Source organism: Paenibacillus sp. oral taxon 786 str. D14, assembly GCF_000159955.1.
Taxonomy (GTDB): Bacteria; Bacillota; Bacilli; order Paenibacillales; family Paenibacillaceae; genus Fontibacillus; species Fontibacillus phoenicis.
This window is the reverse complement of the sequence record NZ_GG695978.1, coordinates 18,736-43,574: the sequence shown is the minus strand read 5'-3', so window position 1 is coordinate 43,574 and position 24,839 is coordinate 18,736. Positions and strand designations below refer to the sequence as shown.

General features: G+C 52.1%; 21 protein-coding genes, 2 pseudogenes and 1 other annotated feature. Of the genes and pseudogenes, 6 read left to right on the top strand and 17 right to left on the bottom strand.

Annotated elements, in window-relative coordinates; genetic code table 11:
- The first annotated feature begins 43 nt into the window (after positions 1 to 43).
- Positions 44 to 1,114 carry a calcium/proton exchanger gene (gene cax, locus POTG_RS12680; protein ID WP_009225227.1) on the top strand — a complete coding sequence of 357 codons (1,071 nt, stop codon included), beginning with the start codon at positions 44 to 46 and terminating at the stop codon, positions 1,112 to 1,114.
- A gap of 81 nt (positions 1,115 to 1,195) precedes the next feature.
- On the opposite strand, the gene POTG_RS12675 is transcribed toward cax, so the two are convergent.
- The 5 genes from POTG_RS12675 to POTG_RS12655 form a co-directional block, all read right to left on the bottom strand.
- Positions 1,196 to 1,486 (bottom strand): YlaN family protein, encoded by a 291-nt coding sequence (locus POTG_RS12675; protein ID WP_009225226.1) that lies wholly within the window; start codon positions 1,484 to 1,486, stop codon positions 1,196 to 1,198.
- Between the two features lie 182 nt (positions 1,487 to 1,668).
- Complete coding sequence (locus POTG_RS12670) at positions 1,669 to 1,914, bottom strand: HPr family phosphocarrier protein (protein WP_009225225.1); 246 nt, start codon at positions 1,912 to 1,914, stop codon at positions 1,669 to 1,671.
- An 82-nt stretch (positions 1,915 to 1,996) separates the two neighbouring features.
- Positions 1,997 to 3,112 (bottom strand): aminopeptidase, encoded by a 1,116-nt coding sequence (locus POTG_RS12665; protein ID WP_009225224.1) that lies wholly within the window; start codon positions 3,110 to 3,112, stop codon positions 1,997 to 1,999.
- Positions 3,113 to 3,269: 157 nt separating this feature from the next.
- Positions 3,270 to 4,142, bottom strand: a complete 873-nt coding sequence (locus POTG_RS12660; RefSeq protein ID WP_009225223.1) for a hypothetical protein — start codon at positions 4,140 to 4,142, stop codon at positions 3,270 to 3,272.
- 184 nt (positions 4,143 to 4,326) lie between these two features.
- Positions 4,327 to 6,321, bottom strand: a complete 1,995-nt coding sequence (locus POTG_RS12655; RefSeq protein WP_009225222.1) for a diguanylate cyclase — start codon at positions 6,319 to 6,321, stop codon at positions 4,327 to 4,329.
- 468 nt (positions 6,322 to 6,789) lie between these two features.
- Between POTG_RS12655 and rpsD the strand changes: the two genes are divergently transcribed.
- Entirely contained in the window at positions 6,790 to 7,389 is a 600-nt protein-coding gene (gene rpsD / locus POTG_RS12650) for a 30S ribosomal protein S4 (protein WP_009225221.1), read from the top strand.
- Positions 7,390 to 7,502: 113 nt separating this feature from the next.
- Here the strand turns inward: rpsD and POTG_RS25395 are convergent, their stop codons facing one another.
- Both POTG_RS25395 and tyrS read right to left on the bottom strand, forming a co-directional pair.
- Entirely contained in the window at positions 7,503 to 7,715 is a 213-nt protein-coding gene (locus tag POTG_RS25395; protein WP_412837315.1) for an HIT family protein, read from the bottom strand.
- A 115-nt stretch (positions 7,716 to 7,830) separates the two neighbouring features.
- Positions 7,831 to 9,084 (bottom strand): tyrosine--tRNA ligase, encoded by a 1,254-nt coding sequence (gene tyrS / locus POTG_RS12645; protein WP_009225220.1) that lies wholly within the window; start codon positions 9,082 to 9,084, stop codon positions 7,831 to 7,833.
- Between the two features lie 69 nt (positions 9,085 to 9,153).
- Positions 9,154 to 9,422 (bottom strand) — a binding site (T-box leader).
- Positions 9,423 to 9,593: 171 nt separating this feature from the next.
- Here tyrS and POTG_RS12640 point away from each other — a divergent pair.
- The 3 genes from POTG_RS12640 (at position 9,594) to POTG_RS12630 (ending at position 14,809) form a co-directional block, all read left to right on the top strand.
- Positions 9,594 to 12,713 (top strand): transglycosylase domain-containing protein, encoded by a 3,120-nt coding sequence (locus tag POTG_RS12640; protein WP_009225219.1) that lies wholly within the window; start codon positions 9,594 to 9,596, stop codon positions 12,711 to 12,713.
- A 760-nt stretch (positions 12,714 to 13,473) separates the two neighbouring features.
- Positions 13,474 to 14,262 carry an IclR family transcriptional regulator gene (locus tag POTG_RS12635; protein ID WP_009225218.1) on the top strand — a complete coding sequence of 263 codons (789 nt, stop codon included), beginning with the start codon at positions 13,474 to 13,476 and terminating at the stop codon, positions 14,260 to 14,262.
- 352 nt (positions 14,263 to 14,614) lie between these two features.
- Positions 14,615 to 14,809, top strand: a complete 195-nt coding sequence (locus POTG_RS12630) for a hypothetical protein (RefSeq protein WP_009225217.1) — start codon at positions 14,615 to 14,617, stop codon at positions 14,807 to 14,809.
- 74 nt (positions 14,810 to 14,883) lie between these two features.
- Here the strand turns inward: POTG_RS12630 and POTG_RS12625 are convergent, their stop codons facing one another.
- The 7 genes from POTG_RS12625 to POTG_RS12595 form a co-directional block, all read right to left on the bottom strand.
- Positions 14,884 to 16,116 carry a Zn-dependent hydrolase gene (locus tag POTG_RS12625; RefSeq protein WP_009225216.1) on the bottom strand — a complete coding sequence of 411 codons (1,233 nt, stop codon included), beginning with the start codon at positions 16,114 to 16,116 and terminating at the stop codon, positions 14,884 to 14,886.
- On the bottom strand, positions 16,106 to 16,681 hold the full coding sequence (locus POTG_RS12620; protein ID WP_009225215.1) for an L-2-amino-thiazoline-4-carboxylic acid hydrolase: 576 nt from the start codon (positions 16,679 to 16,681) through the stop codon (positions 16,106 to 16,108). The genes POTG_RS12625 and POTG_RS12620 overlap by 11 nt, the downstream gene beginning before the upstream one ends.
- Before the next feature lie 368 nt (positions 16,682 to 17,049).
- Positions 17,050 to 17,763: an ABC transporter ATP-binding protein gene (locus POTG_RS12615; RefSeq protein ID WP_036645286.1), complete on the bottom strand. Its 714-nt coding sequence runs from the start codon at positions 17,761 to 17,763 to the stop codon at positions 17,050 to 17,052.
- Positions 17,764 to 17,798: 35 nt separating this feature from the next.
- A complete protein-coding gene (locus tag POTG_RS12610; protein WP_036645283.1) occupies positions 17,799 to 18,578 on the bottom strand; it encodes an ABC transporter ATP-binding protein in 780 nt (259 codons plus the stop codon).
- Positions 18,578 to 19,537 carry a branched-chain amino acid ABC transporter permease gene (locus POTG_RS12605; RefSeq protein WP_036645249.1) on the bottom strand — a complete coding sequence of 320 codons (960 nt, stop codon included), beginning with the start codon at positions 19,535 to 19,537 and terminating at the stop codon, positions 18,578 to 18,580. Before POTG_RS12605 ends, POTG_RS12610 begins: the two co-directional genes overlap by 1 nt.
- 9 nt (positions 19,538 to 19,546) lie before the next feature.
- Positions 19,547 to 20,419 carry a branched-chain amino acid ABC transporter permease gene (locus tag POTG_RS12600; protein ID WP_036645247.1) on the bottom strand — a complete coding sequence of 291 codons (873 nt, stop codon included), beginning with the start codon at positions 20,417 to 20,419 and terminating at the stop codon, positions 19,547 to 19,549.
- A 69-nt stretch (positions 20,420 to 20,488) separates the two neighbouring features.
- Positions 20,489 to 21,616, bottom strand: a complete 1,128-nt coding sequence (locus POTG_RS12595) for an ABC transporter substrate-binding protein (RefSeq protein WP_009225210.1) — start codon at positions 21,614 to 21,616, stop codon at positions 20,489 to 20,491.
- Between the two features lie 175 nt (positions 21,617 to 21,791).
- Here POTG_RS12595 and POTG_RS25390 point away from each other — a divergent pair.
- Positions 21,792 to 21,997 (top strand): annotated as a pseudogene (locus tag POTG_RS25390) (DUF423 domain-containing protein); the annotation flags it as partial.
- Between the two features lie 18 nt (positions 21,998 to 22,015).
- On the opposite strand, the pseudogene POTG_RS24835 reads toward POTG_RS25390, so the two are convergent.
- The 3 genes and pseudogenes from POTG_RS24835 to acsA all read right to left on the bottom strand — a co-directional run.
- Positions 22,016 to 22,141, bottom strand: a pseudogene (locus tag POTG_RS24835) (IS630 family transposase); the annotation flags it as partial.
- Complete coding sequence (locus POTG_RS25385; RefSeq protein ID WP_371859541.1) at positions 22,116 to 22,178, bottom strand: hypothetical protein; 63 nt, start codon at positions 22,176 to 22,178, stop codon at positions 22,116 to 22,118. The pseudogene POTG_RS24835 and the gene POTG_RS25385, both read right to left, overlap by 26 nt.
- Positions 22,179 to 22,893: 715 nt before the next feature.
- Positions 22,894 to 24,618 (bottom strand): acetate--CoA ligase, encoded by a 1,725-nt coding sequence (gene acsA / locus POTG_RS12580; RefSeq protein WP_036645245.1) that lies wholly within the window; start codon positions 24,616 to 24,618, stop codon positions 22,894 to 22,896.
- Between the last annotated feature and the right edge of the window lie 221 nt (positions 24,619 to 24,839).

Genomic DNA, 24,839 nt, shown 5'->3' with positions numbered 1-24,839 from the left:
ACATTCAGTTTATTGCCAAAAAATGACTAACTCGAGGTGTTCCATGAAAAAGTTTATTTCACCCGCATTGTTGCTGATTTTCTTTGCACTTAGCGCCATGGGGCATTACGCGCACTGGTCAGCAACGTTAGAATTTGTCATCTCCGCGATCGCCGTCATTCTTGTCGCGGGCTTTCTCGGCCGGGCAACGGAGAGCGTGGCGCATTACGCGGGTCAACGCCTGGGCGGCTTCCTAAATGCCACCTTCGGTAATGCGGCCGAATTGATTATCGCCATCATGCTGGTCCGCGAAGGGCTGTTCGACATGGTGAAGGCCAGTATTACCGGGTCCATCATCGGCAACCTGCTGCTCGTGCTGGGGCTCAGCTTGTTTGCGGGAGGCTTAAAGCACAAGGTGCAAAAATATAACGTCACGTTAGCCGGCATGAACGGCTCGCTGATGATCGTAGCGATCATCGCATTGTTCGTCCCGGCGATCTTCCTGCAAACCCACGTGCTGCACGAGGACGATCGTTTCGCGCTCAGTTTGGTTGTTGCCGGCGTTCTGATTGTCGCCTATATCCTCTGGCTGATCTTCTCCATGATCACGCACAAGAACCATCTGGCAGATATCAGCGAGAAGGACGCGGAAGAGCTTCCGCATGAACATGCCCCGGCCTGGTCCAAGGGGAAGTCGATTTTATATCTGGTGATCGCTACCGTTATGGTTGCGTTCGTCAGCGAATGGTTGGTACATACGCTTGACACGCTGACCGCCGATTTCGGTCTGAGCGAGCTGTTCGTCGGTGCCTTTGTCGTTGCGATCGTTGGTAATGCCGCCGAACACAGCGCTGCCATCATGCTGGCGATGAAGAACAAAATCGGGGCAGCCGTAGAAATCGCCGTCGGCTCTAGCTTGCAGATCGCTTTGTTCGTGGCTCCTGTGCTCATCTTCGTCAGCCATCTGTTTGGCAAGCCGATGGATATCGTATTTACCGTCATCGAGTTGGCCGCGATTGGCGTCTCGGTATTTATCGCCAAATCCATCACGCAGGACGGCCAAACCAACTGGTTTGAAGGGGTACTGCTGCTGGCGGTCTATATGATTCTCGGCGTTTCGTTTTATCTCGTATAACCCTCAACAACAAAACAAGCGTATGTCTTCGGCAACTTCCGAAGCATACGCTTGTATTATTTAGCAGCAACAGCAAATGCCTTACTGTTGTCTATTGTTCATGGCTTCATACAGCGAGGCCAAATTACGTTCCAATCTGCTGAGGATTTGTTTACCTACCGTTTCTTGAATAAGTCCGACGCGAATTGCGTAATCTACTTGTCTGGAGAATCCATACATCTGGGTATCCAGCACTTCCTCATAGAGAGGGCAATAACGTGTGGCCAAGTTCTCCATCTGTACTTCGATCAGCTTCTCAATTTTATCTGCATCTTCTTTCAGAAGATTAAGTGCCTTCAGGTTTAGTTGCTCCTGCAACTCAGATGAAGTCATGCTTCTTCCCCCCTATGTCCAAAATCGCCTACCATTCATCTCTAATCTTAATATTAGACGAAATCGAAAGCCAATACAAGAACCTGCTTAAATTAACCTATCTATGAAAAACCGCTGAGTACCGCTGTTCGCAGGCATTAAAAAACACCCCCGACCTAAGTCGGGAGTGTTTCTCATTGACATTAATCGGCAACAACTTTGACGTCCAACCCGTGTTTCGCAAACACTTCGGTTACGGCTTTCTTCGCTTCTTCCGCATCCGGTCCGTGAACGTGAAGCTCATAGCTCTTCGTATTTACGAGCGTGGTGAAGAGGCCGAGGATACTTTTTACATCGATGTACTTATTGTCCGCTTGAAGCACAATGGAAGAAGTGAACTTGCCTGCTGTTTGGGCAATTTCGACTACCGCTTCATTGTTCGTGGCCATAGGATCCCTCCGTCTTTAACATTGGAAATAACATACTTCAATCATACATTGAATCCGCTTTCCTAGCAAGGAGGATTTCTGATTACTTCAGGTTTTCCGGGTTCAATCCCTCAAGCTCAGGCAGCACAAAAATGCCATCCTTACGGATCAGTACATCGTCAAAATAAATTTCTCCGCCGCCGTAATCCGGACGCTGGATCAGCACAAGATCCCAGTGAATCGAGGAACGGTTGCCGTTATCGGCTTCCTCATAAGCTTGACCTGGGGTAAAGTGAAGGCTGCCCGCAATTTTCTCGTCGAACAAGATGTCCTTCATCGGATGCAAAATATACGGGTTGAATCCGATCGCAAACTCCCCGATATATCTAGCCCCTTCGTCCGAATCCAGGATTTCGTTCATCCGTTTCGTGTCGTTGCTCGTAGCTTCAACGATCTTACCGTTCTCGAAGCGGAATTTGATATTCTCGAACGTAACTCCGTTGTACAGCGTAGCCGTATTGTAGCTGATCGTGCCGTTTACGGAATCGCGGACCGGAGCCGTATAGACTTCGCCATCCGGGATATTCCTTTGACCGGAGCACTTGACCGCCGGAATGTCTTTAATCGAGAAGGTCAGGTCGGTGCCCGGAGCAACGATCCGGACTTTGTCCGTTCTGTTCATCAGATCAGCCAAGGCATCTTGCGCCCGATCCATTTTGGCATAATCCAGGTTACATACGTCAAAATAGAAATCCTCGAACGCTTCCGTGCTCGTATTGGCCAATTGGGCCATGCTGGCGTTCGGATAACGGAGAACCACCCATTTCGTACGTTTCACCCGTTGTTCGCTATGTACAGGGTGGGAATAAAGCGAATTGTACAGCTTCATCTTATCTTCGGGTACGTCGGACAGATCGTTGACGTTAGAACCCGCACGAATGCCGATGTAACAGTCCATCATTTGCATCCGTTTTAAATCGTATTCCGCCCAGGTTTTGATGCCGTCTTCCGTGGCGTATTTCAATTGCGCACGTTGTACAGCCCGGTCAGTAATCTCAACGAAGGCGTTCCCGCCCTTCTTCCCAACCTCTTCCACGACCGCTTTCAGCAAATCACGTTCATCGCCAATCATTTCGACCAGGACGTTCTCTCCCGGTTGTACATTTACGGAATAACCAACCAGGTTTTCCGCCAGCTTCTGAATTCTAGGATCTCGCATCTGGCTTCACACTCTCCTCAATATTCGTTGTGGGATTTGGTATTACAACCCGTGCCGGCCGTCCAAACACCCCATTGGTTTAACCATTGGTTAATTCTTCTGCTATTGTAGCACGATAGGGTCGGAAAGTCAGCCTAACCTAGGATGTCACTCACGCCTACTGATAACCCTCAAACCGGTTATCGGTTCGCAGCACCTCCCGCTGCGGCACGCCTTTGGGTGACAAATAATTCAACGTCGTCTCCGAGGTCAGCCTGGAAGGTAATCCCGATTTGCGGTCAATCGTCAAATGGTAGACGACGGTCGCTTTCATTTGCTTCAGCATGACCGCTAACTGCTTGCTGCCCGTCGTCCAGATCTGCGACAACTCGTTTCGCAGCTGCTCCTTCTGTGAAGCCGGCACCTGTTCTAATTGCGCCAGCCCGGCCTCACGCGTGAGCTCCATTTCCGACAGCAAGCGATCCTTTAACCGCATGGTAGCTTCGGCTGGATCCATCTCGATCCGAAGCACCTTCGTCCCCCGTGCAGCACCGCTTTCGGAAGTGATCGTTTTCTTAGCGGCCATTCGAATCTCCTCTAGTTGTTCCAGCGGGTTCAGACGGACCACCCCTTGCAGCAGCGCATTGTGGTCATCGGATTGCACCAGCCAGTTCCCGTGCTCTAACCGGAGCTTGGCTTCCCAGCCATTCGGCTCTGCTAATCCCGCCGTTTGCAGATGGCCTGCAGGGTTTCCCGCCCGTTGACCCATCGGCTCGCCTCGGATACTTAATTCCCTATGCTCTTGAAGACGTCCCGTATAACTGAAACTCTCTTCCAGCCCTTGCCTGTTTCCGCGCTGCAAGGCGGCTAAGCCGCGAAAGGTTAACGTGTCACATCCCGCCAGCCCGGACCAGGTGAAGTCAAACCACTGCTCCGGCGTCCTCGCTTCGTTGATCCCGCACGACGCCAAGATTAGCGTGACTAGCAGGCCATAGATGATCTTCCCTAACCGATATTTATACGTTGGCCTTCTCCGTGATATCCCCTTCATATGCAAGCCCCCGCCTGAAAAAATAAACCCGGTTCCCCACCGGATCATTCCTTTTGCTAGTTCTAGCAGTATCCTGCCACAGGGACGGTCACTCTATTCGCAGGTTCGACCGGCAACCCAAAAAAGAACGCTCCCGCCGTCCATATGTCCGGTCGAGAGCGTTCTATACCAATAAAGCAACCATTTACGAGGAGGGGGCGTCCTCTCTGGATCCGACTTGCGTCTGGTTCCGCCCGTTGTTCTTGGCTTTATACAGCGCCATATCCGCCTCATAGAAAAGCGACTCCACGCTAAGCTTCTCATCGCCCTTTACCCACTCAGCAATACCGCATGAGACGGTCACCGGCGGATCGGTATCCATCGCGACGCGCAGCCGAATCGTTTCTGCGATTTGGTAGCTGTTCTCAGCGCTTGCACCGGGCAGGTACACCGCCAGTTCTTCGCCTCCCCAGCGGGCGGCGATATCTGTCTTGCGGATTGAGCTCTTGACGATTGCGCACACCTGCTTCAGGATTTTATCCCCGGTTTGGTGCCCGTACGTGTCGTTGACTTGCTTAAACTGATCAATATCCACGATGATTAAGGAACCGTTCGTGTCTTTCTTCTGGAATTCCTGGATCGCATCATCGACGTAATGGCGGGCGTAAAGTCCAGTCAGCATATCGCGATTGGCCATCCGGCGTACCTCCGCATGCAGCGACGCGTTGGCGATTGCAAGACCGATGTGTGAGGATAAGACCTGAAGCAGCTTGTAATTATCATAAGAAAAAAAGCGGGTCTTGCGGTGCGCCAGCATGATTACCCCGTTCACTTCTCCCCGGACGAACAAAGGTGCGGTGATCAGCGAGCGGGAGTTCGTCTCCTCCATAAATCTCGAGGATACCTTCCCATAGGCTTGAAAGTCCGACAGAATGATCGGCTCCTGCGTGGAATATACCAGCCCGCTGAATCCATAGTTTTTCGGAAAATGCTCCTTCGACAGCCCCGGAACATTGCTGGACACAATCTCGAACGTTTCTGTCTCTTTGTTTAATTGGGAAATACAGCAATACTCCGCCTGAAAAATCGATAGCAACTCTTCGGTTGCAAATTGGAAAACTTCCTTGAGCCGCAGACTTTGATTCAGCCGTTTCGTTAATTCATTGATCAGCCTCAGCTCGTTGATCAGCAAATTCGATTGTTCATACAGCTTCGCGTTCTCAAATGCCGTGCCGGCCGTATCGGCCAGCATGCCGATCAGCTGCAAATCCACATCATCGATCTCCTCACGCTGGATGCGCAAGTGGAAAACCCCGTACACCCCTTGTTTGCCACTGAGAGGTACGGCGATTTCCAAATTTCTTTCGCCTTCTCCCTTCGGATCCACGGTTTCCCTAACCTGCATTCTGCCCTCCATGAAAGCCCTCACGAGCAGCTCATCGCCTTGTCCAAGCAATTGAAACGATTTAACCCGCGGATCGAGACTTACATGATCCTGAGACATAAGCAACTCCAGACGGGCATTCGGATACATGCCGGACACCCGCTCGAACACCTCGGTCAGGACCGAATCCACGTCGATCTTATCATGAAGCTTCTGCACCATTTGAAAAAGCTTAGAGCGGCGCTGCTCCTCCCGCTTGGCTTGCTGCTGGATGCGGACCAAATCCGTAATGAACATTCCCTCAAAGCAACGATAAAAACAGGTTTGAAACAGCCGGGCCGCCATCTTGGCTAACAAGATCGCCTCTGAAGTGCAGCTCTCACGAATGAGACAGCCAAACACCGCAAACAACTCGCCATGAATGCGTGTATACACCGGTACAGCCGCATAAACTCCGTCGGCCTTCTGGGCTGCGATGGCTTTGCGCTCATACAAGCTCTGCTTGATGACCTCTTCCATTCCGCTAGGCCAGGAACGTTCCAGCGGTTGCCGCGGGTTCAACGAATCGGCAAGCAGCTTCTCGCCGCGGCTGCCGGCAAGGAAGAAATCAGCCTCGCCGAGTTCCGGCATATCGCTGATCTGTTTGCGCCATTCCGCAAATCCCTGTTGTAATATGGAATCGATGTAGGGAAAATCGTGGGCGTTAATATCTAGCTGCCGCAGCCAATCGGTATAATCGTTGACATCATCAAGCCGCGGCAGGCCGGAAGCGTTATTCAGGTTCAGCATCGGCTGACCCAAGGATTGATCGGCCATAAAAAAGCTCCTTTATATGCTGCGTTGGAATTGTAACCCTTCTGCGATAAATATTAAACGGACAAGCTCTTGTCCTGAAGTTCAAGCTTGTCCATCTCCGCCATATCCGATCTTGTCTGATATCTCTATTTTACTATCTTCCTTAGGGTTTTGCATTATAAATCCTAAGGTTTAAGGTATTTTTTTGGGACTAAAGCCCTATCGACAAAAATCCACCCATCTCTACAAAATCACTTATTGACTTTATAACCTCAATTCATATAATATATATTGTTGATGAAGACTGGATAGAGTCTTACTTAGGGCGTAACGCATGCGAGCACCCTCTCGGTTTTTGTTGCTGACGGGACAGCGGCTGAACTTTCCTGTCAGGGAGCGTATCATTATCTATCCTTCGCTCAACCAAACAAAACCCGCGCAAGTAGAACCCTAGACGAAATTTAACTAACAAAGGAGTCTACCTATACAATGGCACGTTACACAGGTCCTAAATTTAAACTCAGCCGCCGTCTTGGCATTTCCTTGAGCGGCACTGGCAAAGATTTGAAACGTCCGTTCCCTCCGGGGCAACACGGTCCTAACCAACGTAGAAAAGTAAGTAACTACGGAGCACAATTGCTCGAGAAACAAAAACTGCGCCACATGTACGGTTTGGGTGAGAAGCAATTCCGCACCCTGTTCGAGAAAGCGCAGCACATGCCTGGTATCGCGGGCGAAACGTTTATGATCTTGCTTGAAAGCCGTTTGGACAACCTTGTTTACCGTCTGGGCTTCGCGAACTCCCGTGCTGGTGCACGTCAGCTCGTATCCCACGGTCACGTAACGGTTAACGGCAAGAAAGTAGACATCGCTTCTTACCGCGTAAACGTTGGCGACGTAATCGGCCTTCGTGAAAGAAGCCGTGGTCTCTCTTCCGTGAAGGAAGCTCTGGAGAACCGTACGCATGTTCCGGCTTACCTGGAATTCAACGACACGACTCTGGAAGGCAAATACATCCGTTTGCCAGAACGTTCCGAGCTGTCGCAAGACATCGACGAGAAGCAAATCGTCGAGTTCTACAACCGTTAAGATTCGGAAGCAAACCGACCCAAGTTGTTCTCAACTTGGGTCGGTTTTTTTGTGCCTACCTTTGGCTATTTGGTCATAATGCTGTAATCCGTACACAATTGACTTTCCACCAGTCACTTACATACGGTCACTAACGTTTGGAACAGCTCATTTTGTAAGCGATCATCTTCGATCAGGTGCAAGCGTTCAATATGCTGCTTCGGAAAAATCAATAAATGCCCCTTGGTAGCCGGATATAGATCGAAAATACACAGAACATGTATTGACTCGTGTAGAACCACAGCTTCTCGGGTTTCTAATACATTGCAAAGTATACAATCAACCATCATTAGACCCTTTCTCTGACTAAAAGAGGAACAGTAAAGTTCTGTTCCTCTTTTAGCTGATTATGCATGATTATATGCAAAAATTGGCGAGGGATCTTTATATAGTCCATTCCTCTTATTTTACCGACAACTTGGCGAATTTGCGTTTACCGACCTGGATGATCTCTCCGCCCGCCAGCTCTACTTCCGCATTCGGGTCGCTGATCTTCTCTTCGTTCAGCTTAACCGCACCCTGCTGGATGCTGCGTCTTGCCTCCCCATTTGATGCGGCGAACCCTAGCAACGTCAGCAACTTGATCAGACGGATTTTCCCATTGTCCAGCTCAGCGGCAGGAATTTCTTTCTCCTCGATATCCTCCGGCAGCGCACGTTGCTGGAACACCGTTACGAAATGCTCCTGCGCTGCATCGGCAGCTTCTTGACCATGGTACATCCGGACGAGCGTATGGGCCAGTTTCATCTTGGCGTCGCGCGGATGCACGGCTCCCGATTTGAGGCCTTCGGTGAGTTCAGCCAATTCTTCGAGGGACAGGTCAGTCACCAGCTCAAAGTACTTCGTCATCAGCTCGTCCGGCACAGACATCGCTTTACCGTAGATTTCGTTTGGCGCTTCATCGATGCCGATGTAGTTGCCAAGGCTTTTACTCATCTTCTGCACGCCGTCCAAGCCTTCGATGATTGGGGTCATGATCGCGACTTGCGTGTCTTTGCCATATTCTTTCTGCAAGGTCCGGCCCATGAGCAAGTTAAACTTCTGGTCCGTTCCCCCCAGCTCGATATCGCTTTCCAGCGCCACCGAATCCATGCCTTGCATCAGCGGGTAGAAAAACTCGTGGATGCTAATCGGCTGACCGCTTGTATACCTCTTCGTAAAATCGTCGCGTTCCAGCATACGTGCCACGGTCACCTTCGCGGACAGCTTCACGACGTCGGCAAACGTCATCGGTGCCAGCCATTCCGAGTTAAAGTTAACTTGCGTTTTTTCCGGGTCCAGAATTTTAAAGATTTGCTGGCGGTACGTTTCCGCATTCCGTTGTACGTCTTCTTCGGTTAATTGTTTGCGGGTTTCCGATTTGCCGGTCGGATCGCCGATCCGCCCCGTAAAGTCGCCGATGATCAGCTGCACCTGATGGCCGAGCTCCTGAAACTGCCGCAGCTTCTGCATAACCACCGTATGGCCGATATGAATGTCCGGCGCGGAAGGGTCCAGCCCCAGTTTAACTTTCAGCGGCTTGCCGGTCACAACCGACTGGATCACTTTTTGCTTCAGCTCATCCTCCGGCACGATCTCCACAACACCGCGGGAAATCACCTGAAGTTGGCGTTCCACCTCGGCTTGCTGGGCCGCGCTTAATTCTTCCCATTTCATTGCTCTTCTTTCCCTCCATATTCGTTAGTCCTGCTTAGAAAACGGAACGCAAAAAAGCTCCTTCTCATCCCAAGGGACGAGAAGGAGCACTCGCGTTACCACCCTAATTAAAACCGTTTGCGGATCCTGCGGCGGATTGCCAGACGAACCGATGACGGTTTTCACTTCATTCACATAACGGGATTTCCCGGTACCGGACTACTGGCGCATTCTACGCGCGTTCCCCCGGACGGCTCCAGACGGTAATTCAAAAGGGATCCGCCCATTCGGTTCGCAGCAACCACCGATTCTCTGAGCGACGGGATTCCGCCTTCTACTGAGTCTTTCTAAGCCTTTGACGATTTGCAATTTAAAATATTATATAACACAGATGCATTCCCAAAGTCAAATCTACGAAAGCTAGGTCATGAGCAGGAACTAGGCTCCATCACACGCCAAAATACGCTGAAAAAACATCCAAATCCCCTTTTTTATGCTATAATGTTGCTGTTTATAAAGGAGGATCATGCATGGATCATGAGAACGACAAGAACTCCGGCAAGCTGCGGCGCAATAACCGGAGCGAAAAAAACTCAAAACCCGCCCGGAAGCGCAAAAAAGGCAGATTAGCCTGGGCGATTGTGGGTTGGCTCGTTCTGTTTGGATTTGCCGGCGTGATGTTTGCCGGTGGAGCCGTATTCGGATACGTATCCTCCATCGTTAAGGACGATCCGGTACGGTCGCGTGCCGACATTCAAGCAAAAATCAATCATAATGAAATGACAGGTTTCGCCTATTTCCGTGACGGCCAGCCGATTGGCCAGCTTCGCTCGGAAGAGGATCGCCGTCCTGTCACCTATAAGGAAATCCCGCAAATCGTGCTCGATGCTGTGATCGCCATCGAAGACAACCACTTTGAGGAACACATCGGGATCGACTTTAAAGGGACGTTGCGAGCGGTTAAGCAGCGGGTGCTTAAAGAGGACGTGCAGACCGGCGGCAGTACGCTGACCCAGCAGCTGGCGCGACGCGTGTTCCTGAACCTGGATAAGACCGAAGACCGGAAGGTTAAGGAAATGCTGCTGGCACTTAGGCTGGAGCGTTTTTTATCCAAGGAAGAAATCATTACGGCTTATTTGAATAAGGTTCCCTTCGGCAACGGTTCGAATGGGTACCAGGTTTACGGCATCAAAGCCGCAGCCAAAGGTCTCTTTAACGTCAGCAATCTGTCGGATTTGAATATCGCGCAAGCGGCCTATTTGGCTGGTCTGCCTCAGCTTCCCTCCACCTATTCCGCTTTTAACGGGAAAGGGGAATTTAACGAGGAGGCATTCGGGCGGGCGGTCAAACGCCAGCAGCTGGTGCTGCAGCGCATGCTTGAGGAGAACAAAATTACGCAAGCGCAATATGAAGAAGCGATGGCTTTCGATATTAAAGGATCGCTGGCCAAGCCAACGAAGAAGGCTTATGACACCTACCCGTATCTGATGCTGGAGACGGAACGGCAAGGCGCGATCGTCCTTGCGATGCTCAACAATCCGGAGATGACCAAAGAGGAGGTTGCCGCCAACTCGGCCATCCTCGAGGAAGCTCGGCAGGAGCTGCTGACCGGGGGATACCGGGTGTACACGACCATCGACAAGAAGGTCTACAACGCCATGCACAAGGTATCGGAGAACGCGGACAATTTCTCTCCGTACAGTGAGAAGAAGGGCCTGGAGCAGGTCGCCTCGATGATGATCGACAACAAGACCGGCGCGATCCTCGGCATGATCGAAGGGCGCGACTTCTACACGGAGCAAATGAACTATGCGACGCAAATGAAACGGCAGCCGGGTTCTACGATGAAGCCTATCGCCGCTTATTTGCCGGCCCTCGAAGCCGGGTTAGTTCAGCCTGCCTCGATCATTGATGATTCGCCGATTATTTTGAAGGACTACCAAAAAGGCTTCCACATTCCTGTAAACTCAAGCGGCGGCTATAAAGGGCTTGTGACCGCGCGGACAGCTTTGAATGAGTCGCGGAATATCCCCGCGCTTAAGGTGTTTAACAATATCGTTGGCATCGACAAAGCTTGGGACTTTGCCAAGAAGCTGGGCATCACTACGTTGGAAGATGAAGACTACAACGCGCAAACCGGCGTGCTTGGCGGCTTGAAATACGGTGTCACCGTTGAAGAACTGACCAATGCGTACAGTGCCATCGCCAACGGAGGGCAGATTACCGACGCTTATATGATCGAGAAGATTACCGATGCGAAAGGTAACATCGTCTACAAGCATGAGGTTAAGCCGCAGCGGGTCTTCTCCGAGCAAACGGCTTACCTGATGACCGATATGCTTCGCACCGTCATTACGGACGGCACCGGTAAATCGATCAAAAGCGACTTCAAGAAATATGGCAAAATCCCGGTTGTCGGCAAGACCGGAACAACGCAAAACTACGCCGACGTCTGGTTTATGGGTTACTCGCCGGACGTCACACTGGGAGTATGGATCGGGTATCGCGAACCGGTGAACACGTTGTCGGAAGCCGGTAAATCCCGGGCGCGCAAAATTTGGGCGCTCGTTATGAACGAAGTCACCGAGAGCAGACCGGAATTGTTTGCGACCAAAGCGTTCACGAAACCGGACGGTATCGTAACGAAAACAGTATCCGGCTATAGCGGGAAGTTGCCAACGCAGTTAACGCAACAGGCCGGGAAGCTGGTTACGGATATTTTTAATGCTAAATACGTACCAACCGAACCGGACGACGTGCTGATTCGAGCTAAGTACGTGACGTACGAAGGCATCAACTACGTGCCGCTCGAAACGACGCCTTCGGATATGCTGCGTGAGAAGGTTGTGGTGAAGCGCGAAACGCCGATCGAAGTGCTCAAGGAACAGCTGGAGCAGGCGTTCGCCGGAATGTCCGGCAGCCACAAACCGCTGAGCTTCTACCTGCCGAAGGATGCCGGGGAAGATGCGCCTTACAAACCAGATCCTCGCGTCGATGACGGTCAGGCGCCTGCGCCTCCGGCGAATGTCGCCTTGTCTGCAGGCAGCGGAGCAGCTACGATTACGTTTAGCGAAAATACGGAAAAAGACGTGGTCGGCTACCGGTTGTACCGTGCAGACGACGGCGTGACGTTCCAGTATACCGGGAAAGCAGCGCTGGTTGGAGATCCGGCGGTCATTACAGACGATCGATCCGTTGGCTTCACCACCGCGTACTACGTCACGGCCGTTGACGTGGCCGGCAAGGAATCGGCGCCAAGTGCGATCGTCAACGTCTTTGGCGGCGGCGTATTCCCGGGCGGCGGCTCGACGCCGGATACGCAAAACGAGACGCCGGGCGGTAACGACGGCGGCATCATCGGCGACAATGGCAACAACGGTCCGCTTCCTGCATCACCAGCTAACGTGAGCGTGAAGAAGGACGACCGCGGATTCACGGTGAGCTGGGACGCGAACGGTGCTCTCGACCTGGTGACGAGCTACAACGTCTACGTGTCCGATGCCCAAGGCGGCACCTACACGAAGGTCGCTTCCACCTCGGACCCGCACTTCTCGTTCAAGACCGACTCCAGCTCCGTCTGGATCCAGGTCACCGCCGTCAACGTGCTGGGCGAATCCCCGCCGTCGGCGCCGGTGCAGTATAGTAAGTAATGCAAAAGCAGCAGGTGTGGGCCTGCTGCTTTTTTGGTGCTGCTTTTTTATTCTGCTCTTTCTTGTGTGATCTTGTGCTCGTGGGTGCTCCTATTTCATCGAACCGTGAAACGATGTTTCCTTAAGGCTGTCCGTATAAATATATATGATTTTTCGAACATAATTCGCTGCAAACTACCCATTTGGCGGAAATATATTCGATTTTTCACATAAAATCTCAAAGTTCGGGCTTCAAGGGAGCGATTATATATGAAATTTCATATAGAATGGGCCAAATCCGCCATATTTGAGCGAATATATTCGATTTTTCATATATAATTCCGTTTCGGCGGCAGAGCCGCGCCCCCAGCCCAGCCCAACCCAAAGGCGTATACCCCTCTCCTCAAATCATAACCACCCGTCCAACGGGTAATTTGCTCTTGGGGTATAACCCCTTGTTGCCAAACTACGCCTAAAGGCGGCGCTAGCCTGCTCTTTTTTGTATTCCTGCGCTCTTCGACGTCCTATTTCATTTCATAGGCCACTAAGTCCACATTCAAATCGATCCGCATCGACGAATTTGGTGAAGCGCAAGCCTTCTAGGCTCAGGTTGAACCAAGTCATTGCACCGCGAAAACGATGTCTCCATACGCTTGGCGTCAGCAGGATCTGACTGATCCCGCTTAACGATTCAACATTAACAAAGTCCTATTGACATGATCATAATATAAATGAAATATAGTATTGTAGCCATTTATTGTTTTTACAGGAGGCACCTATTGTGAGCCAAAAAAATCCTCGAATGATTCAATCCGTCCAGCGCGCCCTGGATATCATCAACTGCTTTGATTCCCTGCACGTCCAACTGTCGCTAACGGAGATCAGTCAGAAGCTGAATCTGAACATCAGCACGGTACACGGCCTGATTAATACGTTAATCGCATACTCATATATCGATAAAAATCCGGACAATGGCAAATACAGACTGGGGCTGGAGTTTTTGCTCAAGGCGAATCTGGTATCACAGAGTCTGGATTTGAAGGAGATTGGACATCCTTATTTAACCGACCTGACAAAAAAATATCACGAAACCTCTCATTTATATATATACCAGCATGAGCAGATTTTTTGCGTGGATAAAGTCGAATCGCCCAACAATTACTTCATCATCAGTTCCAGAGCCGGCCATAAGCTGCCCCTCCATGCTTCTGCCTCAGGGAAAGTGTTCCTGGCCTACATGTCCGAGGCTGAACTTCAAAATTTCCTGAGCAATAACAAACTGACAGCGCTCACCGACCATACCATTACGGACAAAAAAAAGCTCCTCAGCAACCTGCAACAAATTCGGGAGCAAGGCTTCGGAATTGAGAATGAAGAGATTGAAACAGGCGCTTACAGTATCGCCGCTCCGATCCGGGATGCCTCACACCGCATCGTCGGCACGATCAGTGTAGTGGGCTCGATCACACGAATCAAGGGGCAGGAGAGCGAGATTCGAGCCGACCTGCTAGAAGCCGCAGCTGCGATCTCCGGCCAATTCGGGTACCGTGTTCATTCTTTTACAGAATAAATAGCATACACGCGCAGAAGCAGCCACGGTGCGCCGATCAGAATCGGTGGCGGCCGCTTCATACGCCTGTCGGCTCTCTGCTAATCCTCTCAAGATATTCCACCAATACCCTTGCGATTTCTCGCATTCCGGATACATCAGCCAGAGACTCGGCGTCCGGATTATAATTGGTGTTTGTGTTTATGTCATACGTTATCGGTTTTGCCTACCGCGTCGGTAATACATTCAATTCCGGCGAAGCTGATCCCGTTCTGCTCCAGGAGCGCTTCATACTTGGCAATCAGCGGGCTGGATCCCTCGATTACCTCGAACTTCGTTCTTTCAGTCGCGCAAGCAGTGCGTCATCTATGGCATGGGCATTGCGCTGATTCCTAAAATCGCCGTCAAGGATCAGCTTATTCAGCATGCACTATCCAGCTTCTCCGTTGCTCGGGGAGAGCTGCAGCCATTTTATTCACAGATTGTATTATCCAAGAACAAACATATCACCGCACCGATCAACGATCTCACCTCGCTGCTGACGGTACATGAGTTTGCGGCCGGCTAAAGGCGGTTAACATTGAAAAAGACCTTCCGGCCAGACTGGTCAAAAGGTCTTGATGGTACGGCAGAATAGAGAATCTACTTCGCGAGAAGCAGCAAAGCATGATACAGCACCTCGGCTCCCAGCCCGCAATCCTCCTTGGAGCTCCACTCCTGCGGATGATGACTGATTCCATTCCGGGAACGCACAAAGATCATCCCAAGCGGCCATAGGCCGCTAAACTGCATCCCGTCATGGCCGGCGCCGCTGACCAGCTCCGGCAGAGGGTCCGGCAGCCCGGCAAGCTTCCCGGCAGCAGCGATCGCTTCCTTTACCTCCGGAGAGCTCGGAGCCGGCGCGACTCTTTGCAGCAACTCAAGGGTGAGCTCCGTGCCATGCTTTCGGCACACTTCGCCCGCGTAATCCCGGATGCGGCCTTCCAGCATATCCCGCTCGGCCTCTTCCACGTCCCGCAAATCCAGCGAGAACTGTACTTGCCCCGGTATAACATTGACGCCTCCGGGCAGGGTCTGAATTTTGCCAATCGTGGCCACGGCATTCGGAAATTTCCGGGTCTCTGTATAGATGTAGCTCATGAGCTCTGTTGCCGACTGCAGCGGATCTCTGCGCAGGTTCATCGGCCTCGCGCCCGCGTGACCGGCCTGGCCTTTGATCGTGAACTGCTGCCACAACGGTCCGGCAATTCCGGTTACGAGGCCGACAGGCTGACCGATACTCTCCAGCACGACCCCCTGTTCAATATGAAGCTCGACGTATGCCTTGACCTGATCCGGCTCTCTAGCCGCCTCTTGCACCCGCTCAGGCGCCAGGCCGGCCGACCTCATCGCCTCGGCAATCGTAATGCCGTCCGCATCCGCATGTCTCAAATTTTCGGGACGCAGGGTGCCGGCGACAGCGCGGCTGCCGATCATGCCGAACCCGAATCGGGAGCCTTCCTCATCGGTGAAGGCGATCACCTCAATCGGATGTGCGGTAGCGATGCCCTGCTCCTGCATCGTCTGAAGCGCCTCTATGGCGGCCAGCACGCCCAAAGGACCGTCAAACTTGCCCCCGGACGGCACCGTATCGATATGTGATCCTGTCAGCACAACAGGCGCTGCCGGGTCGCTTCCTTCCCGCCGTCCGATCAGATTGCCTGCCGCATCCTCGCGCACGGCAAGGCCCGCTTCCTTCATATAGCGTGCAACCTGTTCCTTGGCCGCACGCTCCTCGGCGGTAAACGAAAAGCGGGTGACTCCCCCGCTCTCCTGCGCGCCGATCTCGCCAAGCTCCATCAGCCGCTTCCACAGGCGTCCGGCATTAATGATCATCGCCCTCGCCTCCGGCCTTTTCCTTCTTATCGGCGTCTGTATTGTTCTCGTTGTCTGCTTCATTCATTTTAAATCGGAAATGGCAGTGCCCGTCCTTGAGCAAATATTTATCATGCTCCACTTCAAAATTCGGATTATATCCTCTCGCAATGGCCGGATCGATCATTTGGCAGTACAGAATGCCGTACTCCTCCATGCCGTCCTTCTTCCACTGGTCGCCAAACGCGCAGCGGGTAAAGTTCTGCTCGATCTCTAGGGGATGGTACTCCGTCACATATTCAAACAGGTCGCTGCGTCCCATATCGTAATTCGGCAGGTAGCTGTGAATGTCATTAGGCTGTCCGGCCGCAGCCGCACGCCGGGCGATATCTCTGCCCCGCTCCTCACCGAATGTGCGAACCCCTTCGCGAATGGCGTCTTTGCCCTCTTCGCCGAAGCGGTCAACAACCGCCTTCGAGAGATGAGCAAACAGTTTCGCCATAATAGTATACGGATCTACCGGCTCCAGACTTTCATCATGATCAATTGTCGTATTGGATTGCTTGTCTGTCGATTGTTGTCCCATTATGAATACCTCCCAGGTTCAAAAGTGTGTCGGTGTCTCTACCTTCTACCTTAGCCTTAGCACCATTATCCCTTATGATCAGGTTGCAGGCCAAGCTCTGTCTTTTCACTTCTCCTGGCGCCCCTGTCTTTGATACTCGTGTCTCATCTTTGATTCTCGTGTCTCATTCCCGGCGCGCCATTGATCTCGCATCTTGGAGAGCTGCTTCCATATGCAAAGAAATGTCCTTCTTCCGAGTTTGTCGGTCTCCTTGTTGCCTGATCAAACGGGATATTGTGCAAAGCATACAGCAATAGCGATTATTTATGTCCTACAAAGGCTCAAGCTGACTTAGGTGCTGATAAAAGTTAAGTTATATAGTTGCAAGCTTAATGCTTCGTCGACCCCAAGTACACGGATTTGACAACATCGTTGTCTCTCAAGTTCTCGGCGGCGCCGTGCACGACGATACGCCCCGTTTCCATCACGTACCCCCGATGAGCCGTTGCCAGCGCCATGCGGGCATTCTGCTCGACCAGCAGGATGGACACGCCCTCTTCGTTAATTTGCCGGATGGCGGCAAAAATCTCCTTCACGACCAGCGGAGCCAGCCCCATGGACGGCTCATCCAGCAGCAGCAGCTTCGGTCTGGCCATCAATGCGCGGGCAATGGCTAGCATCTGCTGCTCGCCGCCGCTCATCGTCCCGGCCAGCTGCTTCTGCCGTTCCTCCAGCCGCGGAAACAGCCCGTACATTTTATGAATATCGGCGGCAATCTCGGCCTTGTCACGACGAACATAAGCGCCAAGCCGCAAATTCTCCAGCACGGTCAGATCAGGAAAAACGCCGCGTCCCTCGGGAACCTGGGAAATGCCCAGCTCCACAATGCGGTGGGGCTCCAGCTTGGTGATATCCCGGTCTTCAAACCGGATGCTTCCCTCCGCGCTTTTGATCAGGCCGGAAATGCTGCGCAGCGTCGTTGTTTTGCCGGAACCGTTCGTTCCGATCAGCGCTACAATTTCCCCGCTGTACATATCCAGATTGAGCCCCTTCACCGCCTGTATAACGCCATAATTCACCGTCAGCCCCTGGATTTCCAGCAGCTTGGGACCCTCCTGGCCTGCCTGTAGACTCTTCGTCACGCCTCCTCGACCTCCCCGCCCAGATATGCTTCGATGACATTCGGGTCGTTCTGAATCTGCGCCGGATTGCCCTCCGCAATCTTCACCCCATAGTTCAGAACAACGATGCGGTCGGAAATGTCCATCACCAGGCCCATGTCATGCTCAATCAGTATAATCTCGATGCTGTACTGGCTGGACAGCCGCTTGATTTTCTGAATCAGCTCGGTCTTCTCGACAGCGTTCATTCCGGCCGCCGGCTCATCCAGCAACAGCACCTCGCAGCCAGTCGCGAGCGCGCGGGCGATTTCAAGCAGACGCTGCTCGCCGTACGGCAGACCGCCTGCCAGTACATCCAGCTTGTGCTCCAGGCCAACCATGCCCAGCTTCTCCACACAGTCCTGCACGATTGCCGCACGCCTGCGCTGGAGCGACGCCTGGGATTTGAAAATGGCCGAGAACATCCCCTCTTTATTGCACTCGGCATGGGCGACCAGCACATTCTCCAGCACGGTCATGTTCTTAATGAGTCTCGTATTCTGAAAAGTTCTCGCTAGGCCAAGCTCTACTCTGCGGTAAGGCTTGAGCTTGTTAATGACGGTATCCTTGTAGCGAATCGTGCCGGAGGTCGGGCGATAGATGCCCGTAAGCAGATTGAACAGGGTCGTTTTTCCCGCCCCGTTCGGGCCGATAATCGATAAAATCTCGCCGCGGCGTACCTCCAGGTTAATGTCGCTCAAAGCCGTCAGGCCTCCGAAATTCACCGACACGTTGTTCAGTTCGAGTACCTTCTCCATCATTTGTTCCCAACCTTCTTCACGTTTCCGTAAAAGTTACGTTTCCGGTATTGCTCGCCCCAGAATCCCGAAGGCTTGAATATCATCATTAGCACGATGGCCAGGCCAAGCAGAATCATTCGATAATCGCTCACATATCTCAAGATTTCGGGTGCCGCCACCAGAATGACCGCACCAAGCACAGAGCCCGGCAGACTTGCAGCTCCCCCTAATATGACCATCGCAAGGATATTCACAGAATCCAAATACCGGAATGCATCTGGACTGACATACGAAATATAGGTCGCCCAAAATGCACCGGCGGCACCGGCGAAAAATCCCCCGACGGTAAAGGCCATCAGCTTGTAATAATTCGGACGGATGCCGACCGATTGAGCCAGCGTTTCATCTTCGCGTACCGTCAGCAGGCTGAGGCCGACGCCCGAATGCACCAGTCTATGGATGACAACATAAGTGATCAGCACCAGCAGCAGAATCAAGTAGTAAAACTCCAGCTTGTCCCTGAACACAAAGCCGAAGAGCGAAGGCGCCGGAATGCCCGGCAGGCCCATCGGGCCACGGGTCAGATCGACCCAGCCGACAAAAATAAGCCGGACAATTTCTCCGAAGCCGAGGGTCACGATCCCTAAATAGTCCCCCCGCAGCCGGATGACAGGACTGCCAAGCAAGAAGCCGAACAGCCCGGCAATGGCAGCCGAGGCGGGAAGCGCGATCCAGAAGGACAGATGGAAATGCAGCATCAGCAGCGCAGCGGCATACGCGCCGATCCCGTAGAAGGCCGCATGCCCAAGCGCAAACTGCCCCGCATACCCGATAATGACGTTAAGGCTCAAGGACAGCATGGAAAAAATACCGATCATAATGACAACATGCAGCAAATAATCATTGACCAGCTGAAGCACAATCGGAAGGACAATGGCCAGCACAGCCGCGGCGGCCATGGCCGCTTTCTTGTTCATACCTATCACCTATACCTTGTTGATCTCTTTGCTGCCAAGGATGCCCGAAGGTCTGATCAGCAGTACAATGATCAAAATTGAAAATGAGATAACGCTCTTGTATTGGGTCGAAATATAAGCGCCGCCGAGCGTTTCGACGAGACCAAGCAGCACGCCGCCCAGCATCGCGCCCGGGATGTTCCCGATCCCGCCGAGCACCGCCGCCGTAAATGCGTTAATCCCCGCCATATATCCCATCGTCGGATAGACCGCATTGTAATAAATGCCGACCATAATGCCGGCACACGCTGCCAGCGAGGAGCCGATGGCAAAGGCAAGGCTGATCATCCGGTTCGTGTTGATGCCCATGAGCGCGGCGTTGGTCAGGCTCATCGAGGTCGCCCGCATCGCGGTCCCTGTTTTCGTCCGGGTTACGAACAGCTGCAGACCCAGCATCAGCAAGAAGGAGAGCAGCAATATCAAGATTTGAATTTCAGAAAATGTGATGCTCCCGAACGTGTAAGTCTGGCTACCAAAAGTGGTCGGGAAAGGATGCATTTCCGTCCCCCACAATTTCTGCGCCAGGCTGACCAGGAGCGTGGACACGCCAAGAGCACTGATCAGCGGCACGATCCGGTCCGCCAGACGCAGCGGCCGATAGGCGAGCCGCTCGATAAGCATGCCAATCCCCGCCGTAACGGCAGCGGATAGCAAAAATGCGAGATATAAAGGAAGCTGGAATTCCTGCATAAAAAAGAGGCCCAGAAAACTGCCGATCATAAAGATGTCGCCATGCGCAAAGTTAACAATTTTCAGTATGCCGTACACCATCGTATATCCGAGAGCGATCAAGGCATAGATGACGCCGATGGTCAGCCCATTGGTCAATTGCTGGAGGAACATGCGTAACACCCCTTCAAAGCCGAGGAACAGGAAAACGAGCTTTCCTGTTCCAGGTTCACGTAATGACTATTATTTATAAAGTTCAAATTTGCCGTCCTGAATCGTCAGACGGGATGGCTCTGTAATCACATCACCGTTCTCATCAAAACTGATAACGCCTGTAGCGCTGCTGTAATCTTTCAGTGTTTCCAGATAAGACTTGATCGCTTCGCGATCGGTGCCCTGTTCCTGAATCGCCTTGATAATGACCGAGGTTGCTACGTACGAGTATGCAGCATACGTATCCGGCTTGCTGTTGTACTTGGCCTGGTATTCCTCGTCAAAGCGGGTCGCTTCAGCATTGTCGCCGCCCGGATAGAAGAATCCGATCAGCTTGAAGCCCTCCACCGATTCCTTGCCCAGATCTAGCAGCGCTTCGGAATACAAGCTGTCGACGCCGATGAAATCAGCGTTCAGGTTCAGCTTCTGTGCCTGCTGGGCGATCAGCGCCGCTTCATTATAGAAGCCGCCGATAAAGATCGCGTCCGGCTGCTTCTCCCGGATCTTGGTCAGGACGGTGCTGAAATCCTTGTCGCCCGGATTGTAAGCTTCGGCAGCTACAACCTCAACGCCGTTCTCTGGCGCGGATTGCTGGTAAACGTCCAGCAGCCCGAGTCCGAAGTCGGATTGCTCGTAGATGAGAGCTACCTTGCTGTAGCCCAGTTCCTTCGACCAGCCGGCCAGGTAATCAGCCTGGAATGCATCGGTCGTAATGACGCGGAAGGTGTATTCCCCGGCATTCGTCACAGCCGGCGCGCTGGAAGATGGCGATACTTGAACGATTTTATTCTTGTTGTATACCGGAGCTGTTGCCAGCGTCGCCGAGCTGTTGAAATGGCCGACCACGCCCAGAATGCTCTTGTCGGTTACAAATTTATTGGCGACGTTCACCGCTTCGTTCGAATCTCCCTTGTCATCCTGAACCACAATTTCGACTTGCTTGCCGTCAATGCCGCCAGCCTCATTGATCTGTGCAGCTGCCAGCTCGGCGCCGTTCTTGAATGCTGTTCCATATTGGGCCTGCGTGCCTGAGATCGGTGCTGCTAGACCGATCCGGATCGTATCCCTGTTAGCTTGGGAATCGTCGCTTGCTCCACATCCGCTCAGCAGCCCTGCTGCCAAGCCGGTGATCGCAAGTGCGGATAAAAATCGTTTCATTGTAATCCCCCTTAAAGATGAATTAATCCTATGAGTTAAGTATGGCTTTATTATAATGAATCGTTTTGAAATTGCAACACAAATTTTTGTATAGTCATATAAGTTTCGATAATGTCAAATAATACAGCGGGCTGCAAATGCCCTTAGTGCCATATTGAATGATCTGGATGATTGTAGTCTCGGGCTGCTGCTGCTCAGCCTTCTTTCCAGCCAGCTCGACAATGCTTCGCTGATCGTAACAGCCGGTTGGCTTCTGTTCGCAGGAATCGTGCTCTTCTCTGGGAGCTTGTATTCATAAGCTTGACCGGCATCCGGAAACTGGGGGCCATTACGCCGCTTGGCGGCCTCTGCTTTCTCACGGGTTGGCTGCTGGTGGTCATACAGGCATTCCAGGGACATGATTTCGTCCATAAACTGCTGAACATTACTTCGGATCCCGGCAACGGTATGGTAGAACACATTGTTAATCACATCGGATTTCAGCCATTTTCATAGACCTTCAACAAGGTTGAGTAAAGGTGTATGTCGATTTCGTATAGCTCAGCTCTTGACGATGCATCATTTTCGAGACACCACGAAGCGAATAGATATAACCAAATTTCAATTGATCGTCGTATCCGATTGGACTTCTGATCTAAGCTGAGTGGGTGGAGTCAGTGGTGTAACTGCTTGCTGAAGTGATGAAGATGATAAGGCCTCGCTATAATCTGAAAAGGAATTGTCCTGCCCCTGCGCCCTGATCATAAATGCGTATGTAGTTGCCGGTGCCAACCCCGTTGCCGTAAATTTGCTTTGGTCACCGGAAACGATCCCGACCAACTGGTCGTTGCAATAAATCTCGTAGAATTTAATCGTTTCGGGGGTTGAGATGATCTGCCATCCAAATGAATCTATGTAGGAGAAATTTACTATTGAATAAATATTTTGCAATTCAATTATTAAACACCAGCATTTGTAGGAAACAAAACTCGTCAAAATATATATGATTTTTCGAACATAATTCACTGCAAACCACTCGATTGGCGGAAATATATTCGATTTTTCATATAAAATCTCAAGTTTTGGGCTTCAAGAGGGCGATTCTATATGAAATTTCATATAGATTGGGCCAAATCAGCCATATTTGAGCGAATATATTCGATTTTTCATATATATTTCTGTTTCGTCGAGAGAGGTCGCGCCCCCAACCGAACCCAACCCAAGAGCGAATCCCCTCTCCTTCTCAAACACAAAAGTCCCCTCAAGCCTCAGCTTGAAGGGACTTTCTATTTCTATCCTTAATCCTCAATCGTCGACAAATCGCCGGCTGGGAGGTTGAGCTCCCAGGCTTTGAGCACGCGGCGCATGATCTTGCCGGAGCGGGTCTTGGGCAGTTTGTCTTTGAATTCGATTTCGCGCGGAGCGGCGTGGGCGGACAGCCCTTCCTTGACGAATTTGACGATTTCCGCCTTCAGTTCCTCGGACGGTGTGAAGCCCTCGCGCAGCGAGATAAACGCCTTGATGATCTCTCCGCGCACCGGATCCGGCTTGCCGATAACCCCTGCTTCCGCTACAGCTGGGTGCTCAACGAGCTTGCTCTCGACCTCAAACGGACCAATCCGTTCGCCGGAGGAGTTGATCACGTCGTCGATCCGGCCCTGGAACCAGAAGTACCCGTCCTCGTCCATGTAGGCCGTATCGCCGGAAATATACCAGCCCGGGATGCGGAAATACTCCTCATACTTCGGCGCGTTGTTCCAGATGAGCCGCATCACCGACGGCCATGGGGTGCGAATCGCCAGGTTCCCCATCCGATACGGCGGCAACTCCTTCCCATTATCGTCGATAATCGCCGCCTGAATGCCCGGCACCGGTCTGCCCATAGACCCCGGTTTGATTGGCATCGACGGATAGTTGCAGATGAGCTGGCCGCCCGTTTCCGTCATCCACCAGGTGTCGTGGATGCGCCGGTTGTACACCTTCATCCCCCAGCGAACAACTTCTGGATTTAACGGCTCACCGACCGACAATACGTGACGCAGCGACGACAGATCATATTGCTTAATGATATCCTGTCCTGCACCCATCAGCATCCGGAACGCAGTAGGCGCGCTGTACCAAACGGTGACTTTGTACTTCTGAATCGTTTCGTACCAATCCGCCGGGCTGAAGCGACCGCCGCGCACGACGTTGGTCACCCCATGCAGCCACGGGGCAAAAATACCGTAAGATGTGCCGGTTACCCATCCAGGGTCCGCCGTACACCAGTAAATGTCGTCTTCTTTCAGGTCCAACACGACATTGCCGGTATGATAATGTTGAATCATTGCGTTATGCACATGGTAAACGCCTTTAGGTTTGCCGGTTGAACCCGACGTATAATGCAAAATTAAGCCATCTTCGCGGTTCACCCACTCGATTTCAGCCTCAGGGGATGCGGCTTCCATCTCCGCCTTATAATCTACAATACCGTCCCCAGCCTTCACATCGTCGCCTACAACGATGATCGTCCGCAGCGTCGGCAGCTCTTCACGCTTCACCCGCGGCAGCAACGCCGACGTCGTGACGAGCACAACCGCGCCGCTGTCCTCCAAGCGATCCTTGACCGCCGTTTCCATAAACGCCTCAAACAACGGACCAACAACCGCACCAACTTTAAGCGTGCCCAATACACTCACATAGAGCTCCGGCGTCCGCGGCATAAAGACGAAGACCCGATCCCCCTTCGTGATTCCGTATTTGCGCAGCACGTTAGCAAATCGGTTCGTCAGCCCCTGCATGTCCTCGTACGTATACGACTCCTCGCGTGTCGGATCGCTGAACAACAGCGCTACGCGCGAGCCCTTGCCCGCATCGACATGGCGGTCGATCGCCTCGTAAGCCATGTTGACTTTGCCAGTGACGTACCAGGAGAACTTCTTCTCGACATCCTCCCACTTAAAGTTCTTATACGCCTCTTCGTAGTTGCCCATATTGGACGACGGAACGCCCGATGAAATGACTTCCCCTTGCAGTTGACTCATCGTTTCATCCTCCCTTAATCTTTGGAAATCTCCAAGCAATAGATCAAAGTTTATGAAAACGGATACATAGCAACGTAAGTTGAAAGCTTTGTTCAGCGTCATGGGTGAGGGCATCCGTTTTGATCGAAAAAGCAACGACAGAACTTAAACGATTGAGGTGGTTTTCGAGGACAACGATCACATCAGCGGACTGAAAATGTGAAAATTTTATGTCGGAGAAC

Excerpts from the sequence above, each read along its gene's own strand:
- cax (WP_009225227.1), top strand. The coding sequence starts at position 44 with ATGAAAAAGTTTATTTCACCCGCATTGTTGCTGATTTTCTTTGCACTT.
- POTG_RS12675 (WP_009225226.1), bottom strand. The coding sequence starts at position 1,486 with ATGACTTCATCTGAGTTGCAGGAGCAACTAAACCTGAAGGCACTTAAT.
- POTG_RS12670 (WP_009225225.1), bottom strand. The coding sequence starts at position 1,914 with ATGGCCACGAACAATGAAGCGGTAGTCGAAATTGCCCAAACAGCAGGC.
- POTG_RS12665 (WP_009225224.1), bottom strand. The coding sequence starts at position 3,112 with ATGCGAGATCCTAGAATTCAGAAGCTGGCGGAAAACCTGGTTGGTTAT.
- POTG_RS12660 (WP_009225223.1), bottom strand. The coding sequence starts at position 4,142 with ATGAAGGGGATATCACGGAGAAGGCCAACGTATAAATATCGGTTAGGG.
- POTG_RS12655 (WP_009225222.1), bottom strand. The coding sequence starts at position 6,321 with ATGGCCGATCAATCCTTGGGTCAGCCGATGCTGAACCTGAATAACGCT.
- rpsD (WP_009225221.1), top strand. The coding sequence starts at position 6,790 with ATGGCACGTTACACAGGTCCTAAATTTAAACTCAGCCGCCGTCTTGGC.
- POTG_RS25395 (WP_412837315.1), bottom strand. The coding sequence starts at position 7,715 with ATGGTTGATTGTATACTTTGCAATGTATTAGAAACCCGAGAAGCTGTG.
- tyrS (WP_009225220.1), bottom strand. The coding sequence starts at position 9,084 with ATGAAATGGGAAGAATTAAGCGCGGCCCAGCAAGCCGAGGTGGAACGC.
- POTG_RS12640 (WP_009225219.1), top strand. The coding sequence starts at position 9,594 with ATGGATCATGAGAACGACAAGAACTCCGGCAAGCTGCGGCGCAATAAC.
- POTG_RS12630 (WP_009225217.1), top strand. The coding sequence starts at position 14,615 with ATGGGCATTGCGCTGATTCCTAAAATCGCCGTCAAGGATCAGCTTATT.
- POTG_RS12625 (WP_009225216.1), bottom strand. The coding sequence starts at position 16,116 with ATGATCATTAATGCCGGACGCCTGTGGAAGCGGCTGATGGAGCTTGGC.
- POTG_RS12620 (WP_009225215.1), bottom strand. The coding sequence starts at position 16,681 with ATGGGACAACAATCGACAGACAAGCAATCCAATACGACAATTGATCAT.
- POTG_RS12610 (WP_036645283.1), bottom strand. The coding sequence starts at position 18,578 with ATGGAGAAGGTACTCGAACTGAACAACGTGTCGGTGAATTTCGGAGGC.
- POTG_RS12605 (WP_036645249.1), bottom strand. The coding sequence starts at position 19,537 with ATGAACAAGAAAGCGGCCATGGCCGCCGCGGCTGTGCTGGCCATTGTC.
- POTG_RS12600 (WP_036645247.1), bottom strand. The coding sequence starts at position 20,419 with ATGTTCCTCCAGCAATTGACCAATGGGCTGACCATCGGCGTCATCTAT.
- POTG_RS12595 (WP_009225210.1), bottom strand. The coding sequence starts at position 21,616 with ATGAAACGATTTTTATCCGCACTTGCGATCACCGGCTTGGCAGCAGGG.
- acsA (WP_036645245.1), bottom strand. The coding sequence starts at position 24,618 with ATGAGTCAACTGCAAGGGGAAGTCATTTCATCGGGCGTTCCGTCGTCC.